This window comes from Meridianimaribacter flavus (assembly GCF_004366715.1).
GTDB classification, from domain to species: domain Bacteria; phylum Bacteroidota; class Bacteroidia; order Flavobacteriales; family Flavobacteriaceae; genus Gaetbulibacter_B; species Gaetbulibacter_B jejuensis.
The window spans coordinates 241,245-256,295 of sequence record NZ_SOQZ01000002.1 but is presented as its reverse complement, the minus strand read 5'-3'; the positions used below and the strand labels follow the sequence as shown (position 1 = coordinate 256,295).

The window sequence follows — 15,051 nt, the reverse complement described above, 5'->3', positions numbered from 1 at the left end:
GTTAGTTTTCAATTTGCGTGCCAAAAATGTAAGTGTTTCATTGTTAATGTTTTATTGGTTGTTAAGGACGTTTGTGAAAAACACTTTACATGAGCGTTCAATTTTTTTTATACTTTTATATAGCCAATCAATTATTATGGGAAAAACTCAGGTTAACTGTCCAAACTGCGAAAAGCAATTTGAAGAAGGGTTTCAATTTTGTCCGCACTGTGGGCAAAAAGCAAAAGACGACCTTACTCTTGGTGTGTTGTTTTACAACACTATTAGCAACTACTTTTCTTTTGATGCTCGTTTTTTTAAGAGCTTTATTCCCTTAATGATACAACCAGGTTATTTGGCTAGACGTTTTGTAGAAGGAAAGCGCTTATTGTATTTGCATCCAGCTCAGATGTACCTGTTTATTTCGGTAGTATTTTTCTTTTTATTCTCTTTTATAGCAAGACAAACTACGCAAAGCGTTGATGAGGCTATGAAACGCGAACTAGAGCGTTCAAAAACGGTTATAGACTCTTTGAGAAATAAACCTTTAGATTCGGCTCAAATAGCTCAAATAATGCAGCCTCTTGAGGCAAATAAAGAGAAACTAGGATTAAAAGATAAAGAGTTTAAAGAGCTTGATTCTATTATAAAGCAAGAAGCTACTAAGGAATCTAAAATGAATACTAATTTTAGTTTTAGCCGAAGTGAGATTGATTCTTTAATTGAAGCAGGAGCAAGTGAGGATGAGATCTATAAGGCTATGGGAATGGATGACGATGATGGCTATTTTACCAGAAGACTATACGCACAAGCCTTAAAGTTTTTTAAGAATAGGAGTGGAGGTTCAATATTGCAAGCGTTTTATGATAGTATCCCAATAGCAATGTTTATACTCTTGCCAATATTTGCATTTATTTTAAAGTTGTTATACTATAGAAAAGGACGTTTTGCACATCATTTAGTGTTTAGCTTTTATTTCTTTTCGTTTTTGTTTACTGTTTTTAGCGTGCTTATGTTGTGTAATTTTATTTGGGATAATTTTCCAGGTTGGATTATGACATTGGTTATGCTATCAACTTTCTTTTACCTCTTTATAGCTGTAAAACGATTTTATGGACAAGGTTGGTTTTTAAGCTTCTTTAAAAGTAGTGTGGCAACCTTTGTGTTTTTAATGTTTGTAATACCATTTGCTGCTGGTATTATGGCACTTATGGCGTTGTTGACTTATTGAGTTTAAAATGATATGAAGAGTTTATTACTATTATTATTTTTTTAAATTTTAATACTACTTTTTTTTCTCAAGAAGAACAATCCGATATTAAATTTTTTCTTTTAAATAGCTACCAGTAACCGAGTTTTTATCAGCTACAATGTCTTCGGGAGTACCATGAGCTACAAGATGTCCACCTTGTTCGCCACCATCAGGACCTAAATCAATAATGTAATCGGCACATTTGATAAGCTCTAAATTATGTTCAATAACAATTATAGAATGTCCTTTAGCAATTAAAGCCTGAAAAGAGGTTAGTAGTTTTTGAATATCATGAAAATGTAAACCTGTTGTAGGTTCATCAAAAATAAATAGTGCATTATCACTTTTGCTTCCTTTGCCTAAAAACGATGCTAGTTTAATACGTTGCGCTTCACCACCAGACAAGGTTGAAGAGCTTTGGCCTAAAGTAACGTAGCCCAAACCAACATCTTGAAGCGGTTGTAACTTGCCTTGAATTTTAGATTGGTTATGCTTGCTAAAAAACGCAATAGCATCATCAATAGTAAGGTTTAAGATGTCATCAATAGTCTTATCTTCAAAGGTAACTTCAAGTACTTCTTTTTTAAAGCGTTTACCATTACAAGTTTCGCAAGTAAGGTGAACATCTGCCATAAACTGCATTTCTATGGTTACTTCACCTTCGCCTTTACAAGTTTCGCAACGTCCACCATCCACATTAAACGAAAAATGTTTTGCTTGGTAGTTTCTTATTTTACTCAGCTTTTGATTAGCAAATAAAGCTCTTATGTCGTCATAGGCTTTAATGTAAGTCACAGGGTTTGAGCGCGAAGAACGACCAATTGGATTTTGGTCAACAAACTCAACATGTTTAATATTACTAAAGTTGCCTTTTATTTCAGTAAACTGTCCAGGTTTATCGCCAAAATCAGTTAGTTTTTTCTGTATGGCAGGAAACAGTATTTTTTTAACCAAAGTACTCTTTCCACTTCCAGATACTCCTGTAATAACGGTTAGCATTTCCAAAGGAAACGTAACGTCAATATTCTTTAAGTTGTTTTCGCGAGCTCCAATAACATCAATATGATATTTTGAAGTGCGCCTTTTTTTAGGAACTTCAATAGATAGATTTCCATTAAGGTATTTAGCGGTTAACGAATCTGAAGCTAAAATAGTGTCATAGCTACCAGTTGCTACAACATGTCCTCCAAAAGTACCAGCTTCAGGACCAATATCTATAATTTCATCAGCAGCTTGCATAATGTCTTCGTCATGCTCAACAACAATTACTGTATTGCCTAAATCGCGTAAGGCTTCTAAAACTTTAATTAGTTTTTGAGTGTCTTTAGGATGTAAGCCAATACTAGGTTCATCTAAAATATACATTGAGCCTACTAAACTGCTTCCTAGTGAAGTCGCTAGGTTAATACGTTGACTTTCACCACCAGATAAGGTATTTGAACGACGGTTAAGCGTTAAATAATCTAAGCCAACATTTGATAAAAACGACAAACGATTATTGATTTCTTTTAATAGTCTTTTGGCGATTTGAGTGTCATAATCGTTTAACTCTAGCTCTTTAAAAAACTGAGTGAGTTTTTTAAGAGGCATTTCAACCAAATCAGTTATTGTGGTTTGTCCAACTTTTACATAGTTAGCTTCAGGGCGTAAGCGTTTTCCTTTACAAGCACTACATTTTGTTTTTCCTCTGTAACGCGAAAGCATTACTCGATTTTGAATTTTATAAGCTTTAGCTTCAAGTTCTTCAAAGAAACTGTTTAATCCTTCGAAATACTCGTTACCATCCCAAATGAGTTGTTTTTGTTCATTAGACAATTCAAAATAGGGTTTGTGTATTGGGAAATCGAATTTATGCGAATTATTTACTAGCATATCTCTATACCAACTCATGCTTTCTCCACGCCAAGCGAAAATTGCATTTTCGTAAACCGACAAACTAGTATTTGGGATGACTAAGTCTTCATCAATTCCTATAATATCTCCATAACCTTCGCACTTAGGGCAAGCTCCATACGGATTATTAAAACTAAAAAGATGAACATTAGGTTCTAAAAAAGACATGCCATCCAGTTCGAACTTATTATTGAAAGCATGTAGTTTTTTTGTAGAAAGCGATTCAATAATACAAGCGCCTTTTCCTTCAAAAAAAGCAGTTTCGATGGCATCAGCAAGTCGGTTGTAAAAATCCTCTTCGTGTTTAACCACAATTCTATCCACCACTAAAAAGACGTCTTTGGCTAGTTTTTTATCGATAGCATCATCAATACGCAATACGTCATCACCAGACTTTATTCTTGCATACCCTTGTTGAAGTAGCACTTTAAGTTTGTCTGCCATAGTACGTCCTTCTTCTAAAATAATAGGAGCAAGGAGTAATAGTTTTTCTTTCTCTTCAAATTGTTTTACCAACTCCAGTACATCTTTTGTGGTGTGTTTTTTTACCAATTCACCAGAAATAGGAGAGTAGGTTTTACCAATTCGCGCAAAAAGAAGTTTTAAGTAGTCGTAAATCTCGGTAGTTGTACCTACAGTAGAGCGTGGGTTTGTTGAGTTTACTTTTTGCTCAATAGCAATAGCAGGAGCAATACCTTTAATGAAATCTACTTTTGGTTTATTTAATCGTCCTAAAAACTGACGCGCGTAACTAGATAAGCTTTCAACGTAACGACGCTGACCTTCAGCATAAAGCGTGTCGAATGCTAAACTGGATTTACCAGAACCTGATAAACCAGTTATAACCACAAGCTTGTTTCTTGGTATAACAACATCAATATTTTTTAAATTATGAAGTTTAGCACCTTTTATGATGATATTTTGCTTTTGATTAACTTCAGAAATATTAACGCTCATATTGAAAATTATGCTTTAGAATTCGCAAAGATACTACAACTATCTCAGCCTTGAAAATGGATTTTTGTTGATTAAAATGTTAAATTTTAGTCTGTTTTTTTGGAATTTCGGAATGATTGTTGTTATATTTGAGACATAAACAGTTAAAAACCATTCGCCTATAGCGTAACATTACTTTAGAAATTAACCCCAAGCTAAGAAGTAAATTCTTTGCCCTTAAAGTAATGATTATGAAACACGAACTTATCACTGACGCTGTTTTAGTAAAAAACTACATTCAAGGAGACGAAAGCGCTCTTTCGGTTTTAATCCACAGACACAAACAAAAGATTTACAGTTTTATCTATTCAAAAGTATTTGATAAAGATATTACTGAAGATATTTTCCAAGACACTTTTATTAAGGTTATTAAAACGCTTAAGCTTGGAAAATACAACGAAGAAGGTAAATTTTTACCTTGGGTTATGCGTATTGCGCATAATTTAGTTATTGATCATTTTAGAAAAAGCAACAGAATGCCAAAGTTTGATAACTCTGGTGAGTTTAGTATTTTTTCGGTATTAGGAGATTCTGCCTTAAATGCTGAAAAACAGCTTATCAAAGAACAGGTAGAATGTGATTTAAGACGACTTATTGAAGAGTTACCAGACGACCAAAAAGACGTTTTAGTAATGCGTATGTACAAGGATATGAGTTTTAAAGAAATAAGTGATAGTACTGGTGTTAGCATCAATACAGCCTTGGGTAGAATGCGTTATGCATTGATAAATTTAAGGAAGGTAATCGAAAAAAATAATATAGTTTTAACAAATTGATATAATAAATAGAGTTTTACTGCGTTATTGAAATTGTACTAACTTAAAATTCCGATAATGGCAAAACTTTACTCTAATTATCCTCAAACAAAAAACAACCTGAACCCTAAAAAAGAAACTGTAGATTTTCTTTTAAATTACTCTAAGGCTTTAAGTGTTATACATTGTAATAAATTGAAGTTTGAAGCACTTCTAAATTAAATTTTGAAAAGTCCTGATCGGTTAGTCGTCAGGACTTTTTTGATTTGTAATAGTCTTTTATTACAGATGCCCTACCAATAGTTTTGGTGATGATGTCTTTTTCTAAATTCCAACCTCTAGCAGGAGAGTATTCTCTACCATACCAAATGATTTGCAAATGAAGATCATTCCATAGTTCTTCAGGAAATAATCGTTTTGCATCTTTTTCGGTTTGTACAACATTTTTACCATTACTAAAACCCCAACGATACATTAATCGATGTATGTGCGTATCTACAGGAAAAGCAGGAATACCAAACGCTTGCGATAATACAACTGCTGCAGTTTTATGTCCAACAGCAGGGAGTTTTTCTAGGTCTTCGTAGGTTTGAGGAACTTCTCCGTTGTGTTCCTCAATAAGTATTTTTGAAAGCCCATGTATACCTTTACTTTTCATAGGAGATAGTCCAACAGGCTTAATAATTTCACGAATTTCTTCAACCGTAAGTTTTATCATATCATAAGGGTTATCAGCCTTTTCAAAAAGTAAAGGTGTAATTTGATTTACCCTAACATCTGTACTTTGTGCAGACATAAGCACAGCTATTAACAATGTGTAAGGATCTTTATGGTCTAAAGGAATAGGAATGGTTGGATAAATAGATTTTAAGGTATTTATAACAAAATCTACCTTTTCTTGCTTAGTCATTAATTGTATTTTTACATAAAATTCAAAGTTAATAAATATGACTAAATTAAAAGCAGGAGATAAAGCTCCAGATTTTACAGCAAAAGACGAACAAGGAAACACAGTATCGCTTTCTGACTATAAAGGGAAAAAGCTTGTGATTTTCTTTTATCCTAAAGCCAATACGCCTACTTGTACTGTAGAAGCTTGTAATTTAAGAGATAATTACAGTGAGCTTACTGATAAAGGCTACGAAATTTTAGGTGTGAGTGCTGATACTGAAAAACGACAAACTAACTTTAAAAATAAGTTTAGTTTTCCTTATCCATTATTAGCAGACGTTGATAAAGAAGTAATTAATGCGTTTGGTGTTTGGGGACCAAAAAAGTTCATGGGACGAACATTTGATGGTATTCATAGAGCAACTTTTGTTATTAATGAAGATGGTATAATTGAAAAAGTTATAGATAAGGTTAAGGCTAAAATACATTCAGAGCAAATATTGGAATAGCAATATTTTTCATAAAAAACACATAGGTTATTTAAGAAAATGTTAAAAATTAGATCAAAAAGTTTATTTTAGCTGTATAACTAACTAATACTTTAGATTATGATAAAGAACTTTTTAACAATTATTTTTTTAGTAACATGTTGTTTAGGAGCATATGCTCAAGAAGAACAACCAGAAGAAGAAACTGTAGATCCTTATGAATTTAGAGCTGCATTTAGTGTAGGAGGTACTGTAGGAGGAGACTATGCTAATGAAGTTTTCTCAACCAATGCAGCGTTTGACGTTACGTATTTGTACAATTTAACTAAGGATTTAAAAGTAGGAGGAACGCTTGGAGCAATGTATGCATTTCAAAACAACTCTAGCAACACTCTTATAAAAGAAGGTGACGGGAAGTTTGTATCGTTTGCAGGAACATTTAGGTTTCATACTGATAATGATAAGTTTCATATAGGTGGAGACGTAGGTTATGCTTATGGATTAGATGAAGGCGGTTTCTTGTATAGACTTAGGCTTGGTATGCAAGTCTCAAAATGTTCAGGTATTGTAGCTTCATACACAGAAGTTATGGATACCTATAGTTATTCTGCAGTTAATATAGGATATGAGTTTACATTTTAAGTAAAGTTTACCCTCTTAACCATAAATAAAAAAAGCGACCATTTGGTCGCTTTTCTTTTTTATTCTTTATGAAATATTTCTTCCGATTCACATCCGAAGAGGCTTTTTTCTTTAATTAATTTAGAAACACCTTCAGGTAGCATAGTTTCCCATCCATCTTCCCCTTTGGCAATCATTTTAAGTACTTTTCTTGAGAAAATAGCTAAAGTAGAAGGGTCAAAATCGGTAATGTCTACTACTTTTCCGTTGTATTTGAAGAACTTGTAAAGTTCTTTCATTCTAGGATGTACTTTAAGATTTTCACTATTAGTTAGTGTACCATCTTCATTTTGCATTGGATATAAGTAAACTCTTAAATCTTTAAAGAATAACTTACCAAAAGCTTCTAGAATACCTCCACTTAAGTGTCTGTAGTACTTTTCATCAAAAATATCTACTAAGTTGTTGACACCCATTGATAAGCCCATTCTGTTTTTAGAGTATTGAGAAAAATATTCAACAAGTTTATAATACTCCTGAAAGTTTGAGATAAGAACTGTTTGCCCTAAAGAACATAATAGTTTTGCTCTATCCATGAAATCTTGCTCATCAATTTCACCTTCAGCACGAAGGTTGGATAAGGTAATTTCAAAGATGACTTGAGTTTTATCGACATCAACTTTATTTTCTTTAATGAACATGTCATAAGACTTTTGAAACATGTCCATATTTACTTTGGTTACAGGTCTAAAACTACCACGTAACGCTAGTATATTCTTTTTATATAAAACCCTTGCTGGTAATACGTTGTTTCCGTCAGGAGCAAACATTACGGCATCAGTCATACCGTTTTTAACTAGTTGTAAGCTCATTAAACGGTTATCAATGTCTTTAAACACAGGTCCAGAGAAGTTAATCGTATCGATTTCTAACTGGTCTTTATCTAAATGGTCGTATAAGTAACGCAATAATTTTTTAGGTTCATTGTACTTATAAAACGCACCATAAATTAAATTTGTACCTAAAACCCCAAGAGTTTCTTGTTGTAAACGCGCATCAGTTTCTTTAAACCTAATATGAATAATGATGTCGTTATACTCTTGGTCTGGTTCTATTTGGTATTTAATACCTACCCAACCATGTCCTTTATAGTTTTTAGCAAAATCTATTGTAGCAACAGTATTTGCATAAGAGAAAAACAATTTATTAGGATGTTTGTCTCTGGGTAGTCTTTTTTCAATTAAGTTAACCTCATGATTTAGCATTTTTCTTAAACGCGCTTCAGTAACATAACGTTTGTCATCTTCTATACCATAAATAGCGTCGCTAAAATCCTTGTCATAAGCAGACATTGCTTTTGCAATTGTACCCGAAGCACCACCAGCTCTAAAAAACTGACGTACAGTTTCTTGTCCAGCTCCAATTTCGGCAAAAGTACCGTAGATATTTTCATTAAGGTTAATTCGAAGTGCCTTAGTTTTTAACGAAGGTACGTCATCAAATTCTCTGTCTCCCTTTAAGGTTATTTCCATCTTTTAAATCCGGGTTTTAGTATTGCACAAAGGTATTAAAATAGCATGGTAAACAAAAAAATAACATTATTTTTGTTTCAAACTTCTAGAATTGAAAATAACATTTTTGGGTACAGGCACATCGCAAGGAATTCCAGTTATAGGAAGCACACACCCAGTATGTTTAAGTGATAATCCAAAAGATAAGCGACTTAGAGTTTCTGTGTTAATTGAATGGGACAATTATGCTTACGTTATTGATTGTGGTCCTGATTTTAGACAGCAAATGCTTACTGCTAATTGTAATAAAATTGATGGTATTTTATTTACTCATGAACATGCAGATCATACAGCAGGATTGGACGATATTAGACCTTTTAATTTTAGGCAAGGTGACATGCCTATTTATGCTCATAAAAGAGTTGTAAAAGCTTTGCAACAGCGATTTGCGTATGTTTTTGAAACTAAAAATAAATATCCAGGAGCTCCTGGAGTTGATATACGCGAGATTGAGAATACACCTTTTAAATTAGGAGATACTACTGTAGTGCCAATAAACCTAATGCATGGTAACTTGCAGGTGTTTGGGTTTAGAGTTAATGATTTTGCTTATTTAACAGACATGAAAACCATTGCAGAAGCGGAAATGGAAAAATTAAAGCATTTAAAAGTTTTGGTTATAAATGCCTTAAGAGAAGAATCTCACCACTCACATTTAAATTTAGAGGAAGCATTAGCGTTTATTGATAAAGTAAAACCTGAAAAAGCATACCTTACTCACATTAGTCATTTATTAGGTTTTCATGATGAAGTTGAACAAAAATTGCCAAAACATGTATTTTTGGCTTATGATAATCTACAAATAACACTTTAAAATTATGAAGAGCAGAATATTTATGTACTTGTTTATTTTTTCAGTACTACTAATCATTTTTCAGTATGTAAACTCAAAGAATATACTTGATGTTTATGAAAAGGATATAAATATCTTGAAGGAAAAGGTTGATAAATACGAAGCTGAAATATCAAGCTTAACAGAAAAAAATTCTGAACTCATGCATTTTAATATCGACAATGATGATGATGCGCTTACCTATTTTGAGGATAGAGGTTATGATACTGAAACCTTAATTCCGTTTATAAAAGATGAATTGTATAAGTTAAACGTTTATGAAGGTGATGACCATCCAATTGTACCTTATGCATCAATGACAGACTCTAAAATGTCAATAAACACAGTGAAAGTACTTAACCATAAATGGATTATAGCCGATTTTACTGATGGTAAACATTGGGGACAAATGTTCTTAACCTATGAAATTGTCGGTCAGGAAGAACTTAAGTTTAAGCTGGTAGAATATTTTTTATACAGACCTAGTTACTAGAGCTTGTCGTTTAACCAAGTTCTAAACTCATAAAAATTTTGTGGTGCAACACCATGGCCTACAGGAAATTCAGAATACTTGTGTTTAATGTTTAAAGCCTCTAAAAACTTAGGTGTTTTTCTTGCCCATTCAACAGGAATAACTTGATCTACACTACCATGAGAGCAGTAAAAATCTAGTTTGGTGTAATCATTAGGGTTTAAGTTTTCAGGCAAAATGTCTTCACTTACATAACCGCTAAGTGCTATAATATTATTTACCTTGTTAGGGTAGGTGAGCGCAACAGCATAACTTAAAATACTCCCTTGACTAAAACCTAATAATGTAATATTGTCCTTGTTTACAGGGTAAGTATCGCAAGCCTCATCAATGAACTGAGCAATTAAATCTCTTGATGCTGTAGCTTGTTCATTGTCGTTCCATTTGTTGTGTTCCGCATCAAAATTAATAGCATACCAAGCATTGCCAAAAGGTTGCATTGGATATGGAGCTCTCAAGGAAATGATAAACAATTCTTCAGGAAGTTCAGATGCAAATGAAAACAAATCGTTTTCGTCACTACCATAACCATGAAGCATGATTAATAGTGGAGCATTTTCTTTTATAGTAGAAGGTCTTGTGATGTGGTGTATACTTAATTCAGCCATTAGTTGTTAGTTAATTTTTCTAAACCAATCTTGAAACAATTCACCAACTACAGGAATTGGCTTTTTTTCTCCTGTAAAGGCATTGTATAAACCATATAGCCAACAAACAAAAGTGATAATCCATAAAACCGTACCAAACCAGCTATTTATATATTTTTCTGAAACGTTAGAAACCAATAGCATTATAATGAGTCCTAACATTTGCCTTATATGGAAAAACGTAAACGGATTGCGTTTTTCTAAATTCATAATAATAGCTATAATTAAACCTATAAAGGTCATGTAGCTTACTATAGCTAAGGTTTTTCCTTCTTTTATAATATTTTCTGTCATTATTTTAAAACAAGTTGGTTGTTAGCGTAAATACCGTAAACAATTCCTTTTAAGTCATGGTTTTCAAAGCAACTGTTTTTGGAGTTTGAAACTATATTATCTTTTGTAAACGTATAACTTTGGTTTGGGTTAAAAAGTGTGATGTTTGCTTTTTCGCCTTGTTGTATTGAGCTGGATTGCAGATCAAAACGTTCTTTTCCTTTTGTAAGTAAGTCTATAGTTTTCTTAAGTGTGAAAATAGTTTGTAACGCACCAAAAGCACTTTCTAAACCTATTGTACCATACATTGCGTGGTCAAACTCAACTTTTTTGTGTTCAATATCAATAGGGTTGTGGTCACTAGTAACCATGTCAATTGTACCATCTTTTACGCCTTCTATTAAAGCATCTATATCAGATTGCGAACGTAATGGAGGTAACACTTTATAATTGGTGTTGAAATTCACCAAATCTTTATCAGTTAGTATCAGGTTGTGTATAGCTACACTACAGGTAACATTAAGCTTTTTCTGTTTTGCAGCTCGTATAAGCTCAACAGATTTTGCTGTTGAAATTGTTGGAATATGAAGTTTTCCTTCGGTGTATTCTAAGATAAACAAATCTCTTGCTATTTGCAGTTCTTCAGCTAAGGAAGGGTTTCCTTTAAGTCCTAAAGACGTACTTGTGACATGTTCGTGCATGACACCAAGACCAGAAATTTTTGATTCTTGTGGAAAAGACATCACTAAACCATCAAAATTGCTAGCATACTGAAGCGCAATCTTTATAAGGTTAGGATTGCTTATTGGTTTTTGGTAGTCATAAAAGGCTACAGCTCCAGCGCTTTTCATGTCAAACAGTTCAGCTAAATCAACACCTTTACTTTCTTTGGTTAAAGCACCTAAAGGATGTAAGTCTACAGCATTTCCATTGGCCTTTGTTTTTAAAAACGAAACATCAGCATTAGTATCAATTACTGGATGTGTATTAGAATTTAAGACAACAGATGTAAATCCTGATAATGCAGCAGTTTTTAAGCCGTTTTCAATGGTTTCGCGTTCTTCATAACCTGGTTCTCCAAAACTCACACTACTATCAAACCAACCTTTTGAAACATGAAGATTGTCTAGCTTAATTTCTTTGTAGTTTTTTGGATTGCTAATACGTTTTGAAATCTGCGAAATGACTCCTTTTTCAATTAAAATATCAACAGTTTGATTGTGAAAATCGCTTTTTGGGTCAACTATTGTCGCAGATTTTAGGAGTACGTTCATTTAAAATATTTTAAGATGAGCATTTCAATGATTAAAAAAGCTAATGCAAAAATAACAAACCATTTCCATAGCTCATTAACATTTGTAGCACTTTTTATGTCGTTAATTGCCGAAGCGACACTTTTAGTTACGTTTAAACCTTCAATGGTTTCTAAATCATGATAGTATAAATCACTTTCAGTTCTATTGTAATTAAAACTTAATTGTTTTAATACTTCATTCTTGTTCATTACAGGAATAATACCAGCTTTTTCAGGATATTCATTAGTAATTAACTCCACTTTATTGGTAAAGGTTTGTTGTAAAGGAATACTTGCGTTGTTTTCGTTTCCTAGTTTTAATATATCGTCTTGTTGTAGCTTGGTGTTTATGTCTATTTTATTTTCCTTTCCAATAGTGTAGTACAATTGAGACAGTTTAAGACTTTGCTTCCCAATATTATATAACACAGGAACGATTAAAGGCGAATTTTTGAAGTTTGAATTGTCTTCATTTAAAGCCGCTGTAAAAGTGTATAGATTTTCGTTTTGGGTTAAAAAAGGAGTACTGTCTTCAAAGTTTAAAACCGAAGCACCACTAGGTCCTGAAAACACATATCTTTTATTAGTTTTTGGATATTGAAAATTGCTGATTTTTTTATCAAAAACATTAATCAATAAAGGATGTGAAAACTGAATAGAAGTTATCTTTTTCTCTTCAGGAGTTGTAGCATTGAATGTTGAAATGTTGTAATTTATAAATAATTGATTATAAGAACTTAATTCAGAATCAACTGAAGGTATAATTAACAGTGTTCCACCATCATCAGTAAATGCTTTTAAAGCAGTTGTTAGCGAATTTGGAATGTTTTTTATCTCGTTTAAAACAATTAAATTTTGAGATGAAATGGTATTGTAGTCTAGCTCGTTTAGCTTGTATGATGTGTAGCTGAATTCATCATCAGTATATATCTTTTTTAAGAAGGTGTCATCAGCTTCATTTATGGATAATACCTTTATGGTTTCACTTTTATCTAAGTTAAAAAACAAGGTGTTGTCATAAGTTAAACCAGCATCTTCAATACTTAGTTTACCATTAAACATTTGATTAAAAGGAAGTGTGAAAACCACAGAGCCATTTTCAGTACTATTTACTGAACTTTTAGCTACTAAATTGTCGTCATTGTATAATGATACAGGTAAGTTATCAATAGGATTACCAGAGTTTTTTATGGTAATGCTCAATTCAATGTTTTCAGCATTTGTTTTTGAAACATAAGCACTATCAATAGCTACATTGTAGTTATTGACAGGTTTTAGTTGTACCAATTTTAACTGTATAGAAGAATCAGTAGCAGTATTGAATGCGTTGTTGTGCTGTTGAAAATCGGAAATCAGCACCAAATTTTTAAGCGTACTTTTATCTTTAGAAAAGGCATTTTTTCCTTTTAATAGTGCAGCATCATAAGTAATTTGGTTTGGCGAATTTGATAGTTGAATCAATTCGTTCTTTATAGCTTTAACCGTTGTGTTGGGTTTATAACTATTATTAGTAAAAAACGTAATCTTTTCGTTTTCGTCAATATGTTCAATAATATCTTGTATAGCACTGTTTAAAAGCGTTCCGTTACTTCCTTTGGCTTGCATGCTAAACGAATTGTCTAAGTAAATTACCGTTTCGCTTTTGGTTTTATAACTGCTAGATTTAGAAATGTAAGGTTGCGCAAATGCAATTATTGCACAAGCTAAAAGTAGTAAACGAGTAAGAAGTGTTAACCACTTTTTTAGTTGGGAACTTTTACGAGTTTGTAAAGTGATGTTTTTTAAAAACTGAACATTTGTAAATTCAACCTTTTTAAATCTACGTAGCTGAAATAAATGAACAATTATAGGAATGATAAGCAGGAGTAAGGCGTAAAGAAGTTCTGGGTGTTTAAACTGCATTCCTATTGATTAATTGTACTAGCTTTCAAATATAGAAAATGATGAGCGATTATTGCGGTTGGGTTTTGAGAAATTTAACGTTTTGTCTGGTAATTGAAATCTAACAAAAGAAAAAATAATCAATCATTGGTTCCATTTGTTGTTGTTTAAAATAAGCGGTAATCTCTTGTTGTGCTTGCTCATTAGCAACTGTAACAATACTTTGTGGTTGTTGCAACTGTTTTAAATGTTCAAAGTTATGCAGTTTAACACCATAAATGCTTTTGCCTATTTTTTTTGGGTTGTCGCAAATCCAAACAAAAGGTATTTGTTTCACTTTAAGTTGTTTGGCAATGCTTTTTCCTTTGGCACCAGCTCCCCAAACTGTAAGTGTTCTATTAGAATTGTAATCTAGCTCTAAAAAATAATGAAGTTTTAATTCTAAAAATGTGTTTTCTGCATAATGCTCATGAGTTCGTGAGCTACGATAACTGTAGTCTCTCCAATGATGCAATACTGTATCACAAGGAATACACTTGTAATTATGCTTGTAAAACCTAAAGGTTAAATCGTAGTCTTCAGGATATCTATTTGGGTTAAAAGCATCACAAGCAATAAAATCTTCTCTGTGAATTAACCAACAAGGTGAAGGGATAACACATTCTTTATAAATTTCAGAATAGTTACTGCCAGTTTCTGTAAGATTATTCAGCCAAGTTTCATAACGTGCATAACCATCGCTAATTCCTACATCACTAAAATACTTTACCTTGCCAACAGCTACATGTTTTTTACCATAATCCAATAAGCTATTGAGCATGAGTTGTAATCGGTCTATATGCATAATATCGTCACTATCCATTCTAGTTACATAAGTCCCTTTACTTTCTTTAAAAGCTAGTTGTAGCGCATCAATAATACCACTTCCAGAATTTGTAAACAGTTTTATTCTAGGGTCTTGTTGCGCAAAAGCGTTAACAATTTCAAAGCTATTATCGGTTGAGTGATCGTCAATTATCAAGAGTTCCCAGTGTGTATAACTCTGATTAATAATAGAGTTTATGCAGTCAGGTAAAAAGGCTGCTGTGTTTTTAAAAGGCGTAAAAATACTTATCAAAGGTTTAGGCATGCTGCTAAGATAGTGAT

The 15,051-nt window shown here is 32.6% G+C and carries 15 protein-coding genes; 7 read left to right on the top strand and 8 right to left on the bottom strand.

Going from position 1 to position 15,051, the window contains the following annotated elements; all coding sequences use genetic code 11:
• Nucleotides 1–136: 136 nt before the first annotated feature.
• Nucleotides 137–1,210 carry a DUF3667 domain-containing protein gene (locus A8975_RS05960; RefSeq protein WP_134199055.1) on the top strand — a complete coding sequence of 358 codons (1,074 nt, stop codon included), beginning with the start codon at nt 137–139 and terminating at the stop codon, nt 1,208–1,210.
• Nucleotides 1,211–1,297: 87 nt separating this feature from the next.
• On the opposite strand, the gene uvrA is transcribed toward A8975_RS05960, so the two are convergent.
• Entirely contained in the window at nt 1,298–4,081 is a 2,784-nt protein-coding gene (gene uvrA, locus A8975_RS05955) for an excinuclease ABC subunit UvrA (RefSeq protein ID WP_134199053.1), read from the bottom strand.
• 230 nt (nt 4,082–4,311) lie between these two features.
• Between uvrA and A8975_RS05950 the strand changes: the two genes are divergently transcribed.
• The gene (locus tag A8975_RS05950; RefSeq protein WP_129760166.1) at nt 4,312–4,896 is read left to right on the top strand and encodes an RNA polymerase sigma factor; all 585 of its coding nucleotides are present in this window, start codon (nt 4,312–4,314) and stop codon (nt 4,894–4,896) included.
• 57 nt (nt 4,897–4,953) lie between these two features.
• Complete coding sequence (locus tag A8975_RS14530) at nt 4,954–5,097, top strand: hypothetical protein (protein WP_165353683.1); 144 nt, start codon at nt 4,954–4,956, stop codon at nt 5,095–5,097.
• A 28-nt stretch (nt 5,098–5,125) separates the two neighbouring features.
• On the opposite strand, the gene A8975_RS05945 is transcribed toward A8975_RS14530, so the two are convergent.
• On the bottom strand, nt 5,126–5,785 hold the full coding sequence (locus A8975_RS05945; protein ID WP_129760165.1) for an endonuclease III domain-containing protein: 660 nt from the start codon (nt 5,783–5,785) through the stop codon (nt 5,126–5,128).
• A gap of 37 nt (nt 5,786–5,822) precedes the next feature.
• Here A8975_RS05945 and bcp point away from each other — a divergent pair, with 37 nt between their 5' ends.
• The gene (bcp, locus tag A8975_RS05940) at nt 5,823–6,275 is read left to right on the top strand and encodes a thioredoxin-dependent thiol peroxidase (RefSeq protein ID WP_131506834.1); all 453 of its coding nucleotides are present in this window, start codon (nt 5,823–5,825) and stop codon (nt 6,273–6,275) included.
• A gap of 99 nt (nt 6,276–6,374) precedes the next feature.
• On the top strand, nt 6,375–6,896 hold the full coding sequence (locus A8975_RS05935; protein WP_134199051.1) for a hypothetical protein: 522 nt from the start codon (nt 6,375–6,377) through the stop codon (nt 6,894–6,896).
• A 59-nt stretch (nt 6,897–6,955) separates the two neighbouring features.
• On the opposite strand, the gene A8975_RS05930 is transcribed toward A8975_RS05935, so the two are convergent.
• Nucleotides 6,956–8,407: a TonB-dependent receptor gene (locus tag A8975_RS05930; protein ID WP_129760162.1), complete on the bottom strand. Its 1,452-nt coding sequence runs from the start codon at nt 8,405–8,407 to the stop codon at nt 6,956–6,958.
• A 91-nt stretch (nt 8,408–8,498) separates the two neighbouring features.
• On the opposite strand from A8975_RS05930, the gene A8975_RS05925 reads away from it, so the two are divergent.
• Nucleotides 8,499–9,260: an MBL fold metallo-hydrolase gene (locus A8975_RS05925; protein ID WP_134199049.1), complete on the top strand. Its 762-nt coding sequence runs from the start codon at nt 8,499–8,501 to the stop codon at nt 9,258–9,260.
• Between the two features lie 4 nt (nt 9,261–9,264).
• Nucleotides 9,265–9,771, top strand: a complete 507-nt coding sequence (locus A8975_RS05920; RefSeq protein ID WP_243832955.1) for a hydrolase — start codon at nt 9,265–9,267, stop codon at nt 9,769–9,771.
• On the opposite strand, the gene A8975_RS05915 is transcribed toward A8975_RS05920, so the two are convergent.
• From A8975_RS05915 to A8975_RS05895, 5 genes are all read right to left on the bottom strand, one after another.
• A complete protein-coding gene (locus A8975_RS05915) occupies nt 9,768–10,418 on the bottom strand; it encodes an alpha/beta hydrolase (protein ID WP_134199047.1) in 651 nt (216 codons plus the stop codon). The two genes, A8975_RS05920 and A8975_RS05915, sit on opposite strands and share 4 nt — an antisense overlap.
• A gap of 6 nt (nt 10,419–10,424) precedes the next feature.
• Nucleotides 10,425–10,751: a DUF4870 domain-containing protein gene (locus tag A8975_RS05910; protein WP_129760159.1), complete on the bottom strand. Its 327-nt coding sequence runs from the start codon at nt 10,749–10,751 to the stop codon at nt 10,425–10,427.
• Nucleotides 10,751–12,004 carry a dihydroorotase gene (locus A8975_RS05905; RefSeq protein ID WP_134199045.1) on the bottom strand — a complete coding sequence of 418 codons (1,254 nt, stop codon included), beginning with the start codon at nt 12,002–12,004 and terminating at the stop codon, nt 10,751–10,753. Before A8975_RS05905 ends, A8975_RS05910 begins: the two co-directional genes overlap by 1 nt.
• Nucleotides 12,001–13,926, bottom strand: coding sequence for a vWA domain-containing protein (locus A8975_RS05900; RefSeq protein ID WP_134199043.1), 1,926 nt, complete (start codon nt 13,924–13,926; stop codon nt 12,001–12,003). Before A8975_RS05900 ends, A8975_RS05905 begins: the two co-directional genes overlap by 4 nt.
• Nucleotides 13,927–14,026: 100 nt before the next feature.
• A complete protein-coding gene (locus A8975_RS05895; protein WP_134199385.1) occupies nt 14,027–15,034 on the bottom strand; it encodes a glycosyltransferase family 2 protein in 1,008 nt (335 codons plus the stop codon).
• Nucleotides 15,035–15,051 lie beyond the last annotated feature (17 nt).